General features: G+C 39.3%; 19 protein-coding genes. 4 read left to right on the top strand and 15 right to left on the bottom strand.

The annotated features are described in order from the left end of the window. Window positions 1–5 precede the first annotated feature (5 nt). The 15 genes from C4S38_RS06775 to rfbA form a co-directional block, all read right to left on the bottom strand. Window positions 6–2,183 (bottom strand): glycoside hydrolase family 20 protein, encoded by a 2,178-nt coding sequence (locus C4S38_RS06775; RefSeq protein WP_103983089.1) that lies wholly within the window; start codon window positions 2,181–2,183, stop codon window positions 6–8. 644 nt (window positions 2,184–2,827) lie between these two features. Further along, on the bottom strand, window positions 2,828–3,172 hold the full coding sequence (gene rplT / locus C4S38_RS06765; protein ID WP_099462899.1) for a 50S ribosomal protein L20: 345 nt from the start codon (window positions 3,170–3,172) through the stop codon (window positions 2,828–2,830). A gap of 106 nt (window positions 3,173–3,278) precedes the next feature. Next, window positions 3,279–3,476: a 50S ribosomal protein L35 gene (rpmI, locus tag C4S38_RS06760; protein ID WP_103983088.1), complete on the bottom strand. Its 198-nt coding sequence runs from the start codon at window positions 3,474–3,476 to the stop codon at window positions 3,279–3,281. Window positions 3,477–3,527: 51 nt separating this feature from the next. Continuing rightward, complete coding sequence (gene infC, locus C4S38_RS06755) at window positions 3,528–4,169, bottom strand: translation initiation factor IF-3 (RefSeq protein WP_103983087.1); 642 nt, start codon at window positions 4,167–4,169, stop codon at window positions 3,528–3,530. Between the two features lie 41 nt (window positions 4,170–4,210). Then, window positions 4,211–6,160, bottom strand: a complete 1,950-nt coding sequence (thrS, locus tag C4S38_RS06750) for a threonine--tRNA ligase (protein WP_103983086.1) — start codon at window positions 6,158–6,160, stop codon at window positions 4,211–4,213. A gap of 51 nt (window positions 6,161–6,211) precedes the next feature. After that, window positions 6,212–8,335, bottom strand: a complete 2,124-nt coding sequence (locus C4S38_RS06745; RefSeq protein WP_103983085.1) for a tetratricopeptide repeat protein — start codon at window positions 8,333–8,335, stop codon at window positions 6,212–6,214. Window positions 8,336–8,481: 146 nt separating this feature from the next. Then, window positions 8,482–8,811: an acetyl-CoA carboxylase biotin carboxyl carrier protein subunit gene (locus C4S38_RS06740; protein ID WP_099462904.1), complete on the bottom strand. Its 330-nt coding sequence runs from the start codon at window positions 8,809–8,811 to the stop codon at window positions 8,482–8,484. Window positions 8,812–8,823: 12 nt separating this feature from the next. After that, the gene (locus tag C4S38_RS06735) at window positions 8,824–10,371 is read right to left on the bottom strand and encodes an acyl-CoA carboxylase subunit beta (RefSeq protein ID WP_099462905.1); all 1,548 of its coding nucleotides are present in this window, start codon (window positions 10,369–10,371) and stop codon (window positions 8,824–8,826) included. 10 nt (window positions 10,372–10,381) lie between these two features. After that, window positions 10,382–10,939 carry a peptide deformylase gene (gene def / locus C4S38_RS06730; RefSeq protein ID WP_099462906.1) on the bottom strand — a complete coding sequence of 186 codons (558 nt, stop codon included), beginning with the start codon at window positions 10,937–10,939 and terminating at the stop codon, window positions 10,382–10,384. Then, window positions 10,936–11,361 carry a Holliday junction resolvase RuvX gene (gene ruvX, locus C4S38_RS06725; protein WP_103983084.1) on the bottom strand — a complete coding sequence of 142 codons (426 nt, stop codon included), beginning with the start codon at window positions 11,359–11,361 and terminating at the stop codon, window positions 10,936–10,938. Before ruvX ends, def begins: the two co-directional genes overlap by 4 nt. A 69-nt stretch (window positions 11,362–11,430) precedes the next feature. Further along, on the bottom strand, window positions 11,431–12,828 hold the full coding sequence (locus tag C4S38_RS06720; protein WP_103983083.1) for an undecaprenyl-phosphate glucose phosphotransferase: 1,398 nt from the start codon (window positions 12,826–12,828) through the stop codon (window positions 11,431–11,433). Between the two features lie 99 nt (window positions 12,829–12,927). After that, on the bottom strand, window positions 12,928–14,073 hold the full coding sequence (locus tag C4S38_RS06715) for an OmpA family protein (RefSeq protein ID WP_103983082.1): 1,146 nt from the start codon (window positions 14,071–14,073) through the stop codon (window positions 12,928–12,930). Between the two features lie 112 nt (window positions 14,074–14,185). Further along, window positions 14,186–15,337: a GDP-mannose 4,6-dehydratase gene (gene gmd, locus C4S38_RS06710; protein ID WP_103983081.1), complete on the bottom strand. Its 1,152-nt coding sequence runs from the start codon at window positions 15,335–15,337 to the stop codon at window positions 14,186–14,188. Between the two features lie 34 nt (window positions 15,338–15,371). Beyond that, window positions 15,372–16,445 carry a GDP-L-fucose synthase family protein gene (locus C4S38_RS06705; protein WP_103983080.1) on the bottom strand — a complete coding sequence of 358 codons (1,074 nt, stop codon included), beginning with the start codon at window positions 16,443–16,445 and terminating at the stop codon, window positions 15,372–15,374. Between the two features lie 17 nt (window positions 16,446–16,462). After that, complete coding sequence (rfbA, locus tag C4S38_RS06700; RefSeq protein WP_103983079.1) at window positions 16,463–17,335, bottom strand: glucose-1-phosphate thymidylyltransferase RfbA; 873 nt, start codon at window positions 17,333–17,335, stop codon at window positions 16,463–16,465. Between the two features lie 124 nt (window positions 17,336–17,459). Here rfbA and C4S38_RS06695 point away from each other — a divergent pair, with 124 nt between their 5' ends. From C4S38_RS06695 to C4S38_RS06680, 4 genes are all read left to right on the top strand, one after another. Next, window positions 17,460–18,044 carry an HdeD family acid-resistance protein gene (locus C4S38_RS06695; RefSeq protein ID WP_099464010.1) on the top strand — a complete coding sequence of 195 codons (585 nt, stop codon included), beginning with the start codon at window positions 17,460–17,462 and terminating at the stop codon, window positions 18,042–18,044. A 385-nt stretch (window positions 18,045–18,429) separates the two neighbouring features. Then, entirely contained in the window at window positions 18,430–19,686 is a 1,257-nt protein-coding gene (locus C4S38_RS06690) for a carboxypeptidase-like regulatory domain-containing protein (protein WP_103983078.1), read from the top strand. A 54-nt stretch (window positions 19,687–19,740) separates the two neighbouring features. Then, complete coding sequence (locus tag C4S38_RS06685) at window positions 19,741–20,283, top strand: RNA polymerase sigma-70 factor (protein WP_103983077.1); 543 nt, start codon at window positions 19,741–19,743, stop codon at window positions 20,281–20,283. Then, complete coding sequence (locus C4S38_RS06680; protein WP_103983076.1) at window positions 20,280–21,137, top strand: FecR family protein; 858 nt, start codon at window positions 20,280–20,282, stop codon at window positions 21,135–21,137. The genes C4S38_RS06685 and C4S38_RS06680 overlap by 4 nt, the downstream gene beginning before the upstream one ends. The last annotated feature ends 6 nt before the right edge of the window (window positions 21,138–21,143 follow it).

The raw sequence follows: 21,143 nt of genomic DNA, 5'->3' as shown, positions 1-21,143 counted from the left end.
CCGATCTACCAGATTACTATCTCGTCTGCAAAGATGAAACCGTTGTTTACTTCTGTTGCTTTCAGGCGGATATACCGGGCTTTCCAATCGCCGGAGAACGTATATTCCTGGAAAGAAAGATCTTTATCCGTATTGGATATCGTTGTAGGAACAACTCCCCGGGATATGAAGTTTTCGCCATCTTCGGAAGTTAACAGTTCCACTTCACCCGGTTGAAAGACGCCTGGGCCAATCAGTTGCATAAAACGAATAGAAACTTTATGTATATCTGTTTCTTCTTCCATATCCACCACGCAGTCGAGGTCATTCAGATACCCTTGCCAACGTCCGTCCAAATAGGTAAGACCGCCACGATAGCCATCCAGCAGGGCATTCATTCCGCCGGCCATATATCCGCTATAGAGTTTACTGTTATAATGTATAGGTTTGTTGATGCTCCGGTGATAGTCTACTTTCTTTTCAGTAGGCGTTCCCTGCAATTTGCCGTCACGGAAAATGGCAGCTTTGATATAAGCGGAGTCTTTCACAACAATAGCTCCTTTATATAATGTTGAAGAAGCTGTAGGTACAGATCCATCGGTTGTATAGCGGATCTCGGCCGGATATTTCTCGGCATCAAGCACAACTTCTATCAGCTTCTTTACTGTGTCTACTTTCATCACAGTTTCTATTTCGTCCGACAAGGTAAAAGTATTTATACCCATCTTTTGCAATACCGGAATATTGGCATTCATACGAGGCTTAAAGTCTTCCCAGCTACGCAAGTCTTGCGGTGTCCAGGCAATTTCGGCCAGCGCAAGAGCACGGGGAAACATCATATATTCTAAATGATCGGTTGTCTGGATATACTCAGTCCACGTATTAGCTTGCACGCCTATAATATGTTTGCTCTCTTCCGCAGTCAATGAATCAACGGGAACAGGGTTATAGCCATATACATGCTTAACCGGCGTATAACCGCCAATTGCATACGGCTGTGTTTTAGGATCGGCCTGATAAAAATCAAAATACATATAACCTCCGGGAGTCATAATCACATCGTGTCCCATGCGGGCAGCTTTAATACCTCCGTTTTCGCCGCGCCACGACATCACGGTTGCTTCCGGCGCCAGACCGCCTTCAAGTATCTCGTCCCAGCCTATCAGTTTACGGCCTTTAGAAATCAAGAACTCTTCGGCGCGGTGTATCATATAGCTTTGCAGTTCGTCTACGCTTTTCATGCCTTCTCTGGCCATCAAAGCTTGACATTTAGGGCACTTCTTCCAGGCGCCTTTCCCGGCTTCATCACCTCCGATATGGATGTATTCGGAGGGGAAAAGGTCTGTTACTTCCGTCAGTATATCTTCCATAAAGGCAAAGCTCTTTGGGTTGCCAATACAGAAATCGCCGTTCTGATAGGGCTTGCCTGAGCAGGACAATTCCGGATAGGCAAACAACACTTCATCCGAATGGCCCGGGAATTCGATTTCGGGGATAATGTTAATGTGGCGTTCGGTAGCGTAGGCTACCATTTGCCTGATATCCTCTTTGGTATAATATCCTCCATAAGCACCGGGAGTGCCCTCAGGAAGGTATTGGCGGTCTTTGCCGTCCCACCATTTCTGCCAGTCGGATTCTGTACGGAAAGCTCCTTTGGTAGTCAGTTTAGGGTATTTATCGCTTTGAAAACGCCAACCTCCAGCATCGGTAAGATGGAAATGAAGAGTATTCAGTTTATAGTAAGCCATAGCATCAAGTAGCTTAAATACCTCCTCTTTGGGGAAGAAATGGCGAGACACGTCTAGATGCAACCCACGGTAAGGAAAACGAGGAGTGTCATAGATATCGACATAAGGAATACCTTCGGGGGTGCCTAACTGACGAAGCGTCTGTTTGGCATAAAACAAGCCGGCGTCGGTAGCCGCTTCCGCTTCAATTCCTTTCGAAGTGACTTTGAGCCGGTAGGCTTCGGGATTTCCACCATCAAAATTTTCATGGAGGATATACCGGATAGTACCGGATTGCCCCTCTCCCATCAGCAGGTTGGTATCGGCTTGGAAATAGCCAGTGCCAACTACCATTTCGGCAGGTTTGGGAATAAGGTTTACCCGCATGGTTTGTTTGGGTGTACAAGCTCCCATGAGGAACGCCGAAGCGACCATACAAAGAGCAACATGTTTAAATGACTGTTTTGGCAGTTGCATAGAATCGGTTATTATTTAAGTGTTTCTTTCTTGGCGGGTAAATATACGAAGATTAGTTATCTTCCCCAAGATACAGATACTAAAAAGTCGCTAAAGGAGGCCGCCTTTATACTTCCGGAAATACAAGAAACGAATGTTTTGCAGGTATTATACAAATGCATACTTTTACAAAAATAGAAGGATAATGCAAAATAAAGAACTTTGCAAACAAGAAAAGCTCAAATCGTTTCCTATTTTATTGTCCAATTCTGTTATGGATGCCGTAATGCGAGTTCATATCCAATAAAAAAGGGAAAACCTCATTTGAGATTTTCCCTTCCGTATTGAAAAAGCCGCACCGTAGATATGAACAAACTCCGTATGACAGGATTTGAGTGCTTTGTCACCTTTGTAATCCGCCGTGCTAAGCATACCCCGAAGGGCGCGGCCCGCCATTAGCAACAAGAGCTATGTCTCGGAATTGAATAAACTGATGAGTTTCCCAATCGAACAAGTGCGGCTTAACTCATCTTTCTTTTCACAAAGATATGTAATAGGATTGATAATTCCAAACATTTTCCTTGAAAAAAGTATGTTTTTATTCTCCATAAAATAAAAAAAGGCCTTTCTTCCGAAAGACCTTTTCATTCATGTATAGCATAAATTTACTTTACTTTTGCTACGATAGCTTTGAAAGCTTCAGGATGGTTCATGGCTAAGTCGGCCAAAACCTTACGGTTCATCTCGATGCCGGCAGCATGCAAAGCTCCCATTAAACGAGAGTAAGACAAACCTTCCAAACGTGCTGCAGCATTAATACGTTGAATCCACAATGCGCGGAAATTACGTTTTTTGTTACGACGGTCACGGAAAGCATAAGTCAAACCTTTTTCCCATGTGTTTTTAGCTACAGTCCAAACGTTCTTGCGTGCACCATAATAACCACGGGTAAGTTTTAAAATCCGTTTTCTTTTTGCTCTTGAAGCAACATGATTTACTGATCTAGGCATAATTCTAATCTGTTTTGAATGTTAGCGTCATCCTTTTCAGATGATCTTAATTTGCTAAATGCATTCGGTTAATAAAAATCGTTTAAAACTCGCTTAATTAAAAAGATTACTTCAAGCCAAGCAATTGCTTAACATTGCTTACATCTACACTAGCTACTAAACCTGTGTGAGTAAGATTTCTCTTCTGCTTCGTAGTCTTCTTTGTCAGAATGTGACTCTTAAAAGCGTGTTTTCTTTTGATTTTACCTGATCCGGTAAGGGCGAACCTCTTTTTGGCACCGGAATTAGTCTTCATCTTAGGCATTTTCCAATTATATTTAATTATTAAACTTGACTGCCTTTAATCGGCAGATTATTAATCTTCTTTTTCTTCTTTACCGCTGGCAGAATCAGTCTGCGGTTTAGGAGATACTACAACTTTCTTAACTACCGGCTTAGATATCTCCACCTTTTTAGGAGACGGGACACTATTTGCAGCCTTCTTTGGAGTAAGCATGATAATCATTCGCTTTCCTTCCAACACAGGCAATTGCTCCACTTTTCCATACTCTTCCAAATCGTTTGCAAAACGAAGTAACAATACTTCTCCTTGCTCCTTAAAAAGAATAGAACGGCCTTTAAAGAACACATACGCCTTCACCTTTGAGCCTTCTTCCAAGAAACCTTTAGCATGTTTCAATTTAAAGTTATAATCATGATCGTCAGTCTGAGGTCCGAAACGAATCTCCTTTACAACGACCTTAACAGACTTAGCTTTCTGCTCTTTCTGACGTTTTTTCTGTTGATAGAGGAATTTCTGATAATCAATCACTCTACAAACGGGGGGCGCAGCATTTGGTGAAATTTCAACCAGGTCTAATCCTTGGTCTTCAGCCATCTTTAGAGCCTGAGATGTTGGATATACTCCCTGTTCTACATTATCACCTACTAAACGAACTTCACGAACACGAATACGTTCGTTAATTCTATACTGTTCTTTCTGATTGTCATTCTTCATTCAAAAATGATTTATTCTCCTCGTTATTAGTTATTTAATCTTTACTTTTTTTGCCAGCGATTCATCATATCCTCTACCTCGCCATTTAAAAGCGCTGCAAAGGTAGTAATTTTCATCGAACCTTTATCACCTTCGCCTTGTTTTCTTACAGAAACTTCATTATTTTCCGCTTCCTTCTCTCCGACGATAAGCATGTAAGGAATTCGCTTCAATTCATTATCACGAATTTTACGACCTATTTTTTCGTTTCTATCATCTACAAGAACACGAATATCTTGTTCTTCCAGCTGACGGGCAATACTCCATGCATACTCATTGAATTTTTCACTGATAGGCATAATACATACCTGATCAGGAGTAAGCCACAACGGGAACTTTCCACCTGTATGTTCGATCAATACAGCCACAAAACGTTCCATTGATCCAAATGGTGCACGATGAATCATTACCGGACGATGCTTCTTATTGTCTTCACCGGTGTATTCCAATTCGAAACGTTCCGGTAAATTATAATCAACCTGAATTGTACCCAACTGCCAACGACGGCCAATAGCATCTTTCACCATAAAATCCAATTTCGGACCATAGAAAGCAGCCTCACCATACTCTATCTTTGCTTTCAAGCCTTTTTCCTGACATGCTTCGATAATAGCAGTCTCTGCTTTTTCCCAATTTTCTTCGGAACCGATATATTTCTCACGATTTACTTTATCCCGCAAAGAAATCTGAGCTTCAAAATTTTCGAAATCCAACGCTTTAAAAATAATGAAAATAATATCCATTACTTTCAGGAATTCATCTTTTAACTGATCAGGACGGCAGAACAAGTGAGCATCATCTTGCGTAAAACCACGTACCCTGGTTAAACCATGCAATTCGCCACTTTGTTCATAACGATAAACCGTACCAAACTCTGCAAAACGCAAAGGCAGGTCTTTATATGAGCGCGGGAATGATTTATAAATTTCACAATGATGAGGGCAGTTCATCGGTTTTAACAAGAACTCTTCACCTTCTTGCGGAGTATGTATCGGCTGGAAAGAATCTTTGCCGTACTTGGCATAATGGCCTGAAGTTACATAAAGTTGTTTTCCTCCGATATGTGGAGTCATTACTTGTTGGTAACCATATTTCTTTTGAATACGTTTCAGGAAATCTTCCAATTTCAAACGCAATTGCGTACCACGTGGCAACCATAACGGAAGCCCTGCTCCTACTGCTGTAGAGAAAGTAAACAATTCCAGTTCTTTACCGATTTTACGATGATCCCGTTTCTTGGCTTCTTCCATCAATGCCAGATATTCATCCAACATTTTTTTCTTTGGGAAAGTAATACCATACAAACGAACCAGCTGTTTACGCTTCTCATCACCACGCCAATATGCACCGGCAACACTCAGAATCTTAACAGCTTTCAAATAAGATGTATTCGGCAAGTGCGGACCACGACACAAATCAGTGAATGCACCTTGTGTATAGGTTGTAATCCTACCATCTTCCAATTCACTGATAAGTTCCGTTTTATACTCTTCGCCCCTATCACCAAACATTTTCAAAGCATCCGCCTTGGAAATGTCCTGACGTTTGATTTCTTCTTTTCTGGCAACCAACTCCTGCATTTTTGCTTCGATAGCAGGAAAATCGCCTTCTTTAATAACTGCTTCACCCGGATCTACATCATAGTAGAATCCATTTTCGATAGCCGGTCCTATACCGAATTTAATGCCCGGATACAATTCCTGTAATGCTTCTGCCATCAAGTGTGCACTGGAATGCCAGAATGCATGTTTACCTTCTTCGTCTTCCCACTTGAAAAGCTTAACTGAGGCGTCTTGAGAAATGGGGCGGTTTAAATCCCATATTTCACCGTTTACACCTGCAGCCAGAACATCCTGAGCCAGACGAGGACTGATGCTTTCTGCTATCTGCATTGCAGTCGTTCCTTCGGCATATTCTTTTACAGAATTATCCGGAAATGTAATCTTTATCATAATCTGTTTACTAAAATTCTTTTACTAATCTGCAAAGGTAGTATTCTTTTTTTAATTATTGCTCATCATACGTTTAATTATACTGTATGCATTAATGATTCCGAGCTCTCCCGCCTTACTCAAATCAGCAACACCCCGATTAGCGTCTCCTAACGACAAACGGGCAAGCCCACGGTTAAAATAAGCCTCGGCAAATTCAGGATCTCTTTGAATCGCTTCAGTATAATCCTGAATAGCTGCACGGAAATCACGTTGGACACAACGCAAATTGCCCCGGTTAAAGTAAGCATATACAAATTCCGGATTCAACTTAATTACCATGTCATAATCACGCATTATCATCTCATGCTCATAAGCCCGTTTATTATCTTTCAACATGGCTGTCGATGCATCCGTGTTATTATTTTGAAGCTGCGTTTTTTTCCCCACATTAAAACTCATACTCATTGTCGAAAAATCATCATCCGATGAAGCAGACTGCGATTGGTTATAGTCCAGTTGTTTATAACGTACTACAGCCCGGTTAAAATAAGCCATCGCGAAAGAAGGATCCAATTCAACAACTTTATCATAATCTTTAATTGCTTCTGTAAAGTCCTGTACCAACATAAAATCCAAGGCTCGCCCCAAAAAAGCATTAGGGTCTATTGGATTCTGAGCGATCTTAGCCGAATATTCATCTATCGACGCAAAATGCTGGGCGATCTGATCTTCATTTAGAGCTGCTTCTTCATTAGTTAAACGAAGTTTACGCTGCAAAATCATTTTTTTGTTAAATTCTTCCAGTTTTTTATCATAATAGACTAGCTTTTTAACTGGATCGGGTTTCTCATAATATGTCAACACAAACTGCGGCTCCAAATCTACACGGACATTCCGATCCTGTACACGGCCACGCACTTCGCTCTGATATTTACTCTTACGCTCTTGTTCTTTATCGTAAACAACAAGACGATTGAATTTATCAATATTCTTATCAGACTGCTCACGTGTATTTTCCTTCTTTCCGCCATTGTTACTATTCGTCTTAGAATTGGAAGATGCATCTGCTGTTGCCGTGCCGGTTTTGCCTTCTTCCCGTTCTTTCTTCATTTTTTGTTCCAACTCGTAAGCCGTCCAGTTATCACGATCGGCACCAGCAAAATCACGCATCTTGCGTTTTGCTTCCGCACGATTATAATATCCCGGCAAGAAGTTAGGATATTGCCTTATAACAAAATCAAAATCATTAACAGCTCCGGCATAATCGCCTGTTTCCACACGCAATAAAGCCCGGTTATAATAAGCCATGTAGTTATCCGGTTCTTCTTCTATAACAACATCGAAGTCTTCAATAGCGCGATTATTATCTCCAACCTGAAAACGTAATAAACCCCGGTTAAATCGAGCTATCAGGTTACGTTTATCCATACTGATAACTTGATCGTAATCGGCCATAGCTCCACGCAAATCATTCAACTGATAACGCACAAGGCCACGGTTAATATAATAGCCTCCTTCACGAGTGTCCAAACGAATAGCTTCATTCAAATCAGTCAAGGCTTTTTTCAGATCATTTGTCTGATAATATAATATTGCTCGATTTCCATAAGCAGGAGCATAGTACGGGTCCATCTCTATTGCTTTGTTATAATCGGCCAAAGCTTTTACGCTATCTCCTTTTTCAAGATACATTGCTCCACGGGTAAGATAATTCATGGAATACTTCGGATGAGCTTCCATCAATACTTTAAACACCTTTTCCGCCCCATCATAGTCCTTCTTTTGTATATACGCAACCGCTTCATTCACGAGCATCTGCCGATCTTCACGTTTAAACTCAAGCCCTTTCTGATAGTCTGCAATTGCTTCATCATACTTTTCCTGACTTTGGCGGGCGATTCCACGTGCATAATATGCCTGAACTAAAAACGGATTGCGCTGAAGACATAAAGAACAATCTTCTTCTGCTCCTTTATAATCATCCAAATTGATCTTTGCTACAGCACGATAAAAATAGGGTTCAGCCAACCAGGGTTTTGCCTTAATTACCTGATTAAAATACTGTATAGATAAAACATAATCTTCAAAATATAATGCGTTTCGCCCGATTGCTAACACTCGATCCGTATTAATCTGTGCACACAACGAAAATGTACATATTTGTATTATTAAACAGAGTATTGCCTTTTTCATTCTAAATTAATTGTATAGGTGAAAGACGATTCACCCGAATAGGAGGCAAAAATAAGTAATTTATCTTATTCACACTCCATCTTAATAATAAAAAACTCCCGTACAACATATAGTTACACGGGAGTCTGCTTTATTACCTTATTATTTTATTTAGGTTCTATCTTTACCATCAAATGATTCTTTCCAATCTTTTCTCCCTCCTGAACACCGATCTCTGCAATTACACCTGAAACAGGAGCTACTACACGATTCAGCATTTTCATCGCTTGATGAATAAGCAATAATTGACCGGCTTCTACTGTTTCTCCTTCTTTCACTTCAATCTTAATAATAGTTCCGGGTAAATTAGAAATCACATCACCAAGAAACGGCTTGTGCCATACCTGGCGGTTCTTGTACTTCTCGGTAAGCAACGTTTTATATTTACGTGCTGTTACGATGAAGTCTACAAATTCTTTGTCTTCTTTATTTTCCATACCTATAACTAATTAGAACGGAGGCAAACCATGCTTTTTAGCCGGACGATATTCTTCTTTCTGGACAGAAAGTTTCAACGCATGCAACAACAATGAACGTGTTTCTTTTGGCTCGATTACAGAATCAATAAATCCTTTAGATGCTGCAACAAACGGATTTGCAAACTTCTCAATATACTCTTTTACTTTAGCCTGACGCATTGCATGCTGATCTTCGGCTTCCATGATTTCCTTACGGAAAATAATATTAGCCGCACCTTCCGGTCCCATAACTGCAATTTCAGCACTTGGCCAAGCAAACATAAAGTCTGCACCTAAATGACGGGAGTTCATAGCAATATAACCACCGCCATAAGCTTTACGCAAAATAACTGTAATCTTAGGAACAGTAGCTTCAGAATATGCATACAACACCTTTGCCCCGTGACGAATTACACCTGCATGTTCCTGATCTACACCAGGTAAATAACCCGGCATATCTTCCAATGTAATAATAGGTATATTGAATGAATCGCAGAAACGGATGAAACGTGCAGCCTTGTCTGCACTGTCACAATCCAATACACCTGCTAGATACATAGGCTGATTAGCTACGAATCCAACTGTTTCACCACCCATACGCCCAAAGCCAATCACAATGTTTGCTGCCCATAATTCCTGGATTTCAAGAAAATCCGAATCATCAACAATACATTTGATAACATCACGTACATCATACGGCTGTTTCGGGTCTGCAGGAACAACCTGTTCAATATTCAACATAGCAGATGGCTCTTTCGGCTCTACAGCTTTTGCACGCTCCTGGTTGTTCCAAGGAATAAAGCTGACCAAACGTTTCACCTGCTCAAAACATTCCTGTTCACTCATTGCGTAGAAATGAGCATTACCCGTAATTTCTGCATGTACACGGGCTCCTCCCAAATCTTCCATTGAGATATCTTCTCCCAAAACGGTTTTGATTACATTCGGACCTGTAATAAACATCTTGGAAATGTTTTCCACTACAAAAACGAAGTCTGTCAACGCCGGAGAATAAACAGCGCCCCCCGCACAAGGTCCCAATATCAATGAAAGCTGCGGAATTACTCCCGAAGCAATTGTATTACGATAGAATATTTCACCATATCCAGCCAAAGCTCCAACACCTTCCTGAATACGTGCACCACCCGAGTCATTAATGCCAATAATCGGACATTTCATCTTTAGTGCATGATCCATGATCTTTGTAATTTTACGGGCGTGCTGCAAACCTAATGAACCTCCGGCAACTGTAAAATCCTGCGCATAGATACAAACAGGAGCACCAAAAATCGTACCAGTACCGGTAACAACACCGTCACCAGGCAGATCCTTCTTTTCCATACCAAAGTCACGACCATCGTGCTTTACAAACAAATCGTACTCGTGGAAAGAATTCTTATCCAACAAAGAGAGAATACGGTCACGGGCAGTTAATTTACCCATTGCGATCTGCTTTTCGATAGCAGCCTCACCTCCACCCATCTCAACGACGGCTTTCTTTTCCCTCAGGGTCTGAATGTTTTTACTTAAATCTGTCATATTTATTTTTTTACTTACCTACAGCCTTAATGCGATATGAGCAGCGGGCTGTCCCTTTTATTATATTATTTAGTTTGCCTTTATTCAATTGACGGCGAATTGCCGAAATATTATCTATAAAAACATGTCCGGTCAGATGCTCACATTCATGTTGCACCACACGTGCTGCAAAATCTTCAACAACTTCATCATGTTCTTCCCAATTCTCATCAAAATATTTTACACGGATTTTTTTTGAACGGGATACTTTTTCATGTATTCCGGGAAGACTGAGGCAACCTTCTTCCATCGCAACTTCTTCTTCGCTACGTTCTACAATCTCGGGGTTAATCATTGCACGTTTAAACCCTTTACATTCAGGACAATCATCACCCAACACATCGGCATCTATCACTAATACGCGTATTGACAGTCCTACTTGCGGGGCGGCCAAACCTACACCATCCGCATTATACATGGTTTCATACATGTTTGCCACCAGTTGCTTTAATTCGGGATACTCTTTTGATATGTTCTCAGCCTCTTTCCGCAATACGGGCTGGCCATATAAATATACAGGTAAAATCATAAATTATTATATTTTTTACTTTCCAAATATGCTTGCAGGATAATTACCGCACTAATCTCATCTACCAGACCTTTTTCCTGCCGCTTCTTCTTCTTTAAACCACCTTCAAGCATAGCTTGATGAGCCATTACAGACGTAAAGCGTTCATCATAATATTCTACCGGGATATCAGGGATTGTTCGTTTAAGATGAGTCACAAAAGCCTGGATATATTTCATATTTTCGGACAACTCATTATTCATTTGCTTCGGAAGACCTACAACAAAAAGATCGACAGATTCACGCGAAATATATTCCGACAGATACTTCACAAGCTCTCCGCTTGGAACCGTAGTAAGACCATTTGCAATCATTTGCAATGTATCTGTAACTGCCAAACCGGTACGTTTCCGACCGTAATCTATTGCAATTATTCTTCCCATCGGCTGCAAAGATAGCACAATTATAATTACAGATTACACAAATTCGGAAAAAGTGTGCAACCTATATCATCAATAAGCATTCTTCTCTCCTTTGAACATATTTAAAATTGTTACGACTATAATTTTCAAGTCCAGGAAAAAAGTCCAGTTTTCGATATACCAAACGTCTCTTTTAACACGGCCTTCCATTTGTTCAAGTGTTTTGGTTTCTCCTCGATAGCCAGTCACCTGAGCCCAACCGGTCACACCCGGTTTTACCAAATGTCTAACCATGTATTTATCTATAAGTGCAGAATATTGTTCCGTATGTCTCAACATATGTGGACGTGGTCCGACAACCGACATTTCTCCTTTTATTACATTAATAAACTGGGGAAATTCGTCCAGATTTGTCTTTCGTAAAATATCGCCAATACGTGTTTTACGAGGATCATCTTTCACAGCTTGCAATGTATCGGCTTCCCGGTTTACTTTCATTGTCCGGAATTTATAACACTCAAATTCCTGACCGTATAATCCGGTTCTTTTTTGTTTAAACAAAACAGGACCGGGCGAACTCATTTTGATTAAAACACCTATTACAACATATAATACAGGATATATAGTAACCAATATAATAAAAGAAAAAACAACATCAAAAGAGCGCTTCAATGCTCTGTTATAAGCGGCTTGCAATGGTTCTCTACGTACTGTCAGCAATGGAATAGACTCCATCACTTCCATCACCAGGCTCTTCTTTATATTTCTGTAAAATTCCGGAACAATATAAAAACGAACCATATGCTTTTCCGCAAAGTTCAGTATCCTTAATATCTTCTCATCATTCGTTCCAGGCAACGTACAGTAAATCTCGTCAACATCATGAGCTAAAACGTAATTTTCCACCTCATTCGTCATTCCCAAGTAATTGGGTAATGCACTTTTCAATGATAAATTATCATCAAAAAACCCCATTACACTAAAACCATAAGAAAGATCATCTTTCATTACGCGATAAAGTTCCATTCCATTTTTTCCTGCACCAACGATAATAATCTTCTTAAAGTTATATCCTTTCTTACGGTAGATTTTCAATGATACGCGTACAATAACGCGCCATAGTGAAAATATAACTATCGCAGAAAAATAATAAACAAATAAAAAGGTCGCTAAGATATCACCAACATTTAAGAAAATGAGACAGGTTGCAAACAGAAATATCAAGAAAGTAACCAACACAAATGCCCGTTGCACAATTTTATCAATATAGACAACAGGCATGTGCAACTGCATCGGCACAAAATACAAAGAAAAGAAGTAACAGAAATTCAACAACAAAAGAATTTCCCTGAAATTATGAGCTATAGCATTTGTATAATGTTCACCCAATATATAAAATACCAACACAAAAAGGGCATTCAGAACAATTAAATCCCCTACTCCGACCAGCCATTGAATCAGATAGCTATGTTTTTTATTTAGTTCCATACAAACTTGCTAAAATCTCACAAAAGTAATCAATATTTTCGAGCAAAAAAAAAGGCCACACGGATTGTGTAGCCTTTTTGTCATATAATTTCTGACAAATTAATTATTTGCACTCATAATAACAACACGGTTCCAGTTATTTACACCATAAGGCTGAACATCAGAGCCTCTCCATTCAATGGAAATCTGTTCAGATGGTATACCGTATTTATCGATCAATTCTTTAGCAACGGCTTTAGCACGTTTTTCTGAAAGGCTCATATTGTATTTAGAAGTACCGGTATCTTTATCTGCATAACCAATGACTTTAATCGGAGTCTTGTTATTCTTCATAAATTCAGCAGTATTGTAAATATTGATCTGTTGGTTCTTGTCAATCTTGGCACTGTTCAGACGGAAATAAACTATATTGTCTACATAGTTATTTACAACCTCAGTTACCACTTCTTCACATTCAGGACAAGAAACCGGGCGTTTGCTCAATTCATCATTAGCTGCACGCAAAGAGTTGATCTGATTATTCAAGTCATTCAACAAGTTATAATCCATCGGCTGAAGAACTTCAAAATCTGTCTTACCTAACTTGAATGTCAAACCGGCACTTACCTGGGCAATACCGTCAGACAAATGATTCATTTCAACACGGTTAAATTGTTCGTTCAACAAAGAACCCTGTGCTTCAATGTTAATATCTACACGTTTGCTAACACGGAATGCCATCAAAATACCTGCATTTAAAGAAGGAGATTCTGATCTTGCAAATTCAGCAGCTTCTGTTGTTTTGAAACGCTGGGCATAACCAAAACCGACCCAAGGAATAAAATGGAACACTCTTGATTCATTATAAACACCCCAGAAATTAGTTACATCCCACAACAAATCCACATGACCTGCTACATATTTATTATGCTGCATAAGTTGGGCATTGTCACCTACAAATCCGTGAAGAATACCACCGTTGAACTGAGTACGGAATGCCAAATACGGATTAAACCATTTACCAAAAGAAAATTGAGGTGCAAAATTCAAACGGTTCCCAAAATCAGCTTTGTTGTTCTGGTCTCCCAACAAAATGCTAGCACCACCAGCAACAGAAATAAACCAATTATCTCTCGCTCTGTTCTTTTTAAAATTTGTTTTATAGCCTTTCTCAGTACTGAAACCTACCTGAGGTTGAAATTCCTGCGCGGAGACAGAAAATACAAATCCTGATAATAAAGCTAAAAGTAAAATCTTAGTCTTCATATTTATAACATTTAAATTAAACAATCAATTCACCTAAAAAAAACGTTTAAAGACAACGCAAAATTAACTCATTTTTCAATTATAACAAATAAAAGTTGTATTTTGTTTTCTGCTACTCAAAATAATTCAAAATTTTATATCCCCCTTCTCTCAGGTAGGATTCTTTCTTCATCAATTTCACATCAGATAACACCATATCCTCTATTAATGTTTTAAGAGAATACTGGGGTTCCCATCCCAAACGTTCACGTGCTTTAGTCGCATCGCCAATTAAAAGCTCAACTTCCGTAGGACGGAAATACTGAGGATCAACCCCCACAACTTCCTCCCCTATACGTTTATTAGCATTTTCAAAATAAACTTCACCTACTTTTTCTTTAAATATTTTTTCATTTATAGAACGCAAAACGGCAACTTCATTAACACCTTCACCATGGAAACTTACCTCCATGCCAACTTCTTCGAAAGTCATTTTTATAAAATCCCGGATTGTCGTTGTAATACCCGTTGCAATTACGTAATCAGAAGGTTCATCCTGTTGTAAAATGGCATACATGGCACGAACATAATCTTTGGCATGCCCCCAGTCCCGTTTAGATGACAAGTTTCCCATATAAACTTTCTCTTGCATATTCAAGGCAATACGGGATATTGCGCGTGTCACTTTACGAGTCACAAATGTTTCTCCGCGTAATGGTGATTCATGATTAAACAAAATACCATTTGATGCATGCATTTTATAAGCTTCACGATAGTTAACAGTAATCCAGTAACCATAAAGCTTAGCTACTGCATAAGGACTTCTCGGATAAAACGGAGTTGTTTCTTTCTGAGGAACTTCCTGTACCAAACCATACAATTCCGAGGTCGAAGCCTGGTATATACGTGTTTTAGGAATCAAATTCAGCAAACGCACTGCTTCCAATATACGCAACACGCCTAATCCGTCAGCATTGGCTGTATATTCCGGGGTATCAAAACTGACCTTTACATGGCTCATAGCTGCCAGATTATAAATCTCATCCGGTTGAACTTCCCCTATTATACGGGTAAGGTTCAAGCTGTCTGTCAAATCACCGTAATGCAATATAAGATTACGGTTTTCAATATGCGGATCCTGGTATAAATGGTCTATCCTATCCGTATTAAACATAGACGAACGGCGTTTGATACCGTGTACCGTATAGCCCTTCTTTATTAAATACTCAGCCAGATAAGCACCATCTTGTCCTGTTATTCCTGTAATTAACGCAACTTTATTCATATTTTATTTCAAATTATCATTCACCAACCATTAATTATAAATTCTCCAGATACCATTTATATAAACGCTCAACGCCTTCATTTATTTCGACTGAATGGTGCCAACCCAGAGAATGCAGCTTCGTTACATCCGTCAGCTTTCGGAGCGTGCCATCCGGTTTTGAGGAATTAAACTTTAAATCGCCCTTATACCCGATCTTTTCTTTAATTAATGTAGCAACATCTTTTATACTAAGTTCAATACCGGTACCTATATTTATATGGGTATTACGGACTTCGCCTTCTTTCTGGCGGACATCTGCAAAATCTATATGTTCCATTATATAAACTGAAGCATCGGCCATTTCTTCACTCCATAAAAACTCACGCAAAGGTTTCCCCGTTCCCCACAGTTCAACTTCACCCTCCCGTATTCCATATTTATCCAAAACGGCAATTATTTCATTTTCCGATGCAGAGCCGGAAATCGTTTCTACCGGGCGAAAATCCAAATCCTTCCGGATGAAATCAAAATTTCTCTCGAACAAACATTTTCCGAGATGTATTTTACGAATCATTGCAGGAAGCACATGTGAAGTCTCCAAATTAAAATTATCATTAGGGCCGTATAAATTTGTCGGCATAACGGCAATATAATTCGTACCATATTGCAAATTATAGCTCTCACACATTTTAATACCTGCAATTTTTGCAATAGCATAAGGCTCATTTGTATATTCCAATGGAGAAGTCAGCAAACAATCTTCAGGCATCGGCTGAGGAGCTTCACAAGGATATATACATGTACTTCCTAAAAACAAGAGTTTCTTAACTCCATTTTTATAAGATGCATGTATAACATTATTCTGAATCATCAAATTAATGTAAATAAAATCTGCACGATAACGGCTATTTGCCATTATACCTCCGACATGCGCTGCCGATAAAAATACATATTCAGGTTTTTCCGCTTCAAAAAAAGCATTAACAGCTTGTTGGTCTGTCAGATCTAATTCTGTATGTGTACGAAAGACAAAATTAGTATATCCTTTGTCCTGAAGATTCTTTAATATAGCCGATCCGACTAATCCACGATGGCCGGCTACAAATATTTTACTCTCTTTATTCATCTCTGATTCAAATCTTTTCACCTCAATAAATTAAGCAAATACTGCCCATACTGATTCTTAACCATAGGTCGAGCAATTTCAGTCAATTTTTTTGCACCGATCCATCCGGCCCGATAAGCGATTTCTTCCAAACAAGCAACTTTCAACCCTTGTCTCTTTTCTATTACCTCTACAAAAGTAGATGCTTCCGAAAGAGAATCATGCGTCCCTGTATCCAGCCAGGCAAACCCGCGTCCCAACAATTTGACTTTCAATTCTCCATCTTTCAGAAATTCCTGGTTAACCGTTGTTATTTCCAATTCACCCCTTGCCGAAGGTCTTATCCGGCTTGCCACCTGAAGAACCTTATTCGGATAGAAATAAAGGCCGACTACAGCATAATTTGATTTCGGCTCTTCCGGTTTTTCTTCAATACTCAAAACATTTCCTTCCGAATCAAACTCGGCTACTCCATAACGCTCCGGGTCATTTACATAATACCCAAAAACGGTAGCTTTCTTCTCTTTTTCAGCATTGGAAACAGCTTCTTTCAGCATAGAAGTAAAACTCTGTCCGTAAAAAATATTATCACCCAACACTAAACATGCCGAATCATTTCCCACAAAATCGGCTCCTATGATAAACGCTTGGGCCAATCCGTCCGGAGAAGGTTGTTCTGCATATTCAAAATGAACGCCATAATCCGAACCGTCACCCAATAAACGGCGAAAACCAGGCAAATCCTGAGGTGTCGAAATAATCAGGATTTCACGTATGCCGGCCAACATAAGAACCGACACCGGATAATATATCATTGGTTTATCATATATAGGCAAAAGCTGCTTGGAAACACCTTTCGTAATCGGATATAATCGTGTACCCGAGCCACCTGCTAAAACGATACCTTTCATGCGTGTACAATCTGTTAAATTTAGGGCAAATATATGTAAAATATTCTACAAGAGAGGAGTTTCGGAACTTTTCTTTGGGACGGTTTGTTACATGAGAAAATTAAAATTAAAAAACAGATTCAATATGAAGACTTTTATCGATCAAATTAATTATGCCGTAAAAAACTGGTGGATGTCATTGTTAATAGGCATTTTGTATATCATCATTGCTATTTATTTAATGTTTGCTCCTTTGGCTAGTTATATTGTTTTAAGTATACTGTTCAGTATATCGATGTTTGTCAGTGGGATGTTTGAAATTGCATTTGCAATCAGTAATAAAAACAATATTTCCAGTTGGGGATGGTACCTTACCGGCGGTATCGTCGATTTGATTCTGGGTATTCTTCTTATGGCTAATCCGGGCTTAAGCATGAGTGTCTTACCATTCATTTTAGCTTTCTGGTTAATGTTCAGAGGATTTTCAGCAACCGGTTATTCTCTTGATTTAAAAAGATATGGTACACGTAATTGGGGCTGGTATATGGCTTTTGGCATATTGGCTATCATTTGTTCTATCGGTATAATATGGCAACCGGGAGCCGGGGCATTTACTCTTGTCTACCTAATAGCCTATGCTTTACTTATCATTGGAATATTCAGGGTAATGTTAGGCTTCGAATTGAAAAGTCTGCATAAAAGAAATAAAGAGGTACAAAGCGAAGAATAGCCCTCAAACTATTTTAATCATAAATCATTGTCTCACTATGCGAATCAGTAGTCAAGTAGAAATAGCATTTTATTCTCAACCACTTAACTTCTAACGAATGAAATGAATAATAGCTTCTTTAACTATTAACTCGCATAATCCTCAGATTCTGTTATTAACAAAAGAAAGTATTTTTTGTTCTAAAACACCTATTCAGCAAAAAAACCATCCCGATGATTTTTTAATTTCATCGGGATGGTTTTGAAAAAAGATCGGGATGGTTTTAGAAAATGCCAGCCTGAAAAAATTTCTATTAAATTCCTGTATTTTTTTATAGGGTTTTTATATCCTGAGCGATCCTATTAGTACAAAGAGGTTCTAATATTCACTTTAAATTAATACGGATATGAAAACGTTGTGTAAACAAATAGTAGAATGTATTATTATTCTCCTGATACTTTCAGGTACATCTTCGCTAAATGCACAAGATAACAATGGAGAATATATTACCATCAGTGGTGTTGTGAAAGATAAAAGCACAAAGAAACGACTGGAATATGTCAATGTAACTATTCCGGGCAGTAATATCGGGACAGTTACCAACGGTGACGGGGAATTTCTGGTCAAAGTTAATAATTTTGTCGTATCCAAAAATGTGGAAATTTCCCACATCGGATACAACAACTACATTATTCCTGTAAAAAACCAGAGCATTTCCGATGTTACGGTATGGCTGTCGCCTAATGCAAATGTATTGCGGGAAGTGATCATCCATGCACAAGACCCCCGTTCCTTAGTAGAAGCCGCTATTAGCAAAATTTCATCTAATTACAGTCCTAAAAGTAATCTATTTACCGGCTTTTACCGGGAAACTGCCCAAAAAGGGCGCCGCTACATCAATATATCGGAAGCAATCATAGACATCTACAAAACATCTTATGGGGAAAGGGTTGATAAGGATCGCGTACAAATATTCAAAGGACGCAAATTATTGAGTCAGAAACAAAGCGACACTTTAGTGGTCAAGTTACTTGGTGGCCCTAATCTATCAGTATATGCCGATGTTGCAAAAAATCCGGACATTTTACTTGATCTTGAATCACTGCCCTATTATTCTTTCCGAATGGAAGAAAGCACTACAATAGATAATCGCCCTCATTATGTAATTAATTTCCAACCACAAGCCATATTGCCATACGCTTTATATTACGGCAAGCTTTATATCGATAAAGAAAACCTGGCATTCAGCCGGGCGGAATTCAACCTTAGTATGGATGACAGAAATAAGGCCACCCGCGCCATTCTAAAGAAAAAGCCGTTCGGGCTTCGTTTCAAACCGCTGGAAGTTTCTTTCCTCGTTACATACAAGCAAAGAAACAACATCAGCTATCTAAGCTATATCCGGAATGAAGTGCGGTTTAAATGCGATTGGAAACGGAAATTATTCTCTACCAATTATACTATTTTATCCGAAATGGTAGTAACCGACGGCAAAGAACAAAAAGAAGGCATTCCTTACAAAGTAGCATTCAAGTCCAACCAATCGCTATCCGACAAAGTAGAAGATTTTATGGATGAAGACTTTTGGGGAGCTTACAACATCATAGAACCAACAGAATCATTAGAATCGGCAGTTTATAAGCTGAAAAAACAACATGATTAATATCTTGCTATCTTTTTCGTATATTTGAAAAAGTTTACCACTAAAAATGCGGTTATGCTGAACGACTTACTTGTACTTGCCAAGATTAAAGAAGGAAACATTAAAGCTTTCGAAAGTATTTTCAGGCTTTACTATTCGCCCCTCTGCCTGTACGCCGCCAGCATAACCGGACAAACAGATACCGCGGAAGAGATAGTACAGGATTTATTTTATACATTTTGGAAAGAACGGGAAAAGCTCCAGCTATTCCACTCGGTCAAAAGTTATTTATATGGTGCCGTGCGAAACCGTTCCTTGCAAGTGCTGGAACATCAAGAGGTAAGAAACCGGTATAAAGAAGTTCTCTTGTCGAAAGAAGAAAACAGTACGTCTTCCCCACAAGAATTGTTAGAATACAAAGAACTCCAAGATTTAATCGACCGGACACTCTATCAATTACCTGAACGCAGGCTGCAGATTTTCAGGATGCATCGTTTTGGCGGTATGAAATACACGGAAATAGCAACAGCTCTTTCCATCTCTATAAAAACAGTTGAAGCGGAAATGACAAAAGCGCTTCATGCACTTCGTAAAGAAATTGAAAGTTATACAACATGAAACAACAAACAAATAAAAATATCAGTAAAACAGATAAAGCCTGGAACCAGCTATATTCAAGGCTCCAACAAGACGGACTGCTTACGGATACTGCCGGGAAGAAACGGAGTGTTATCTTTTCAGTAAGGAATACAGGATGGGCGGCAGCTATTTTACTACTTTTCATATCCGCAACCGTTGCGCTATTGACAAATCGTCCTGTCAGCCCGGAGCCTGCGTTATTTACTTTGCAAAACAAACAAGATGCAACGGTTTTAGTTAAAACACTGGAAGACGGTTCTGTTATCTATCTGGCAGACAATTCCCAGATACAATACCCGGAACATTTCGCTACCGACAAAAGAACCGTATCTTTAAAAGGTAACGCTCTTTTCAACGTAAGCGGTAATAAAGAACGTCCTTTCCTGATCGAAACCGAAGATATGCAAATAGAAGTAATAGGTACTGCTTTCAACGTAAAAAACAGCAATAATAAGTTATTTGAATTATCTGTCCAGCACGGCACGGTAAAAGTAACTTACAGGCAGAATAACGAAAGTGTGTTTGTAAATGCCGGAGAAACAGCGACCCTCCTTTCGCGCCGTTTACAAATAAGTAAAACACAAGACCTGGGACAGTTTGCCCGATATACAAAACAAATGCAATTCAAAGACGAGCGGCTGGCAGACATCCTGCAAGTTGTCAATCAGGCAAATCCGGGAATATCCATAGAGACAACCCCGTCGATGAAAGAGCATCGCCTGACTGTCCGTTTCATAAACAACTCTCCGGAAGAAATTGCCCAACTGATATGTGCAGCTTTAAATCTAAAATATACACGTGAAAAGAATATAGTATTCATTTCCGAACCCTAATTTTAC

It is taken from the genome of Parabacteroides chinchillae, assembly GCF_900108035.1.
Taxonomy (GTDB): domain Bacteria; phylum Bacteroidota; class Bacteroidia; order Bacteroidales; family Tannerellaceae; genus Parabacteroides; species Parabacteroides chinchillae.
The sequence above is the reverse complement of the archived record's forward strand: the minus strand, read 5'-3'. Positions and strand labels throughout refer to the sequence as shown.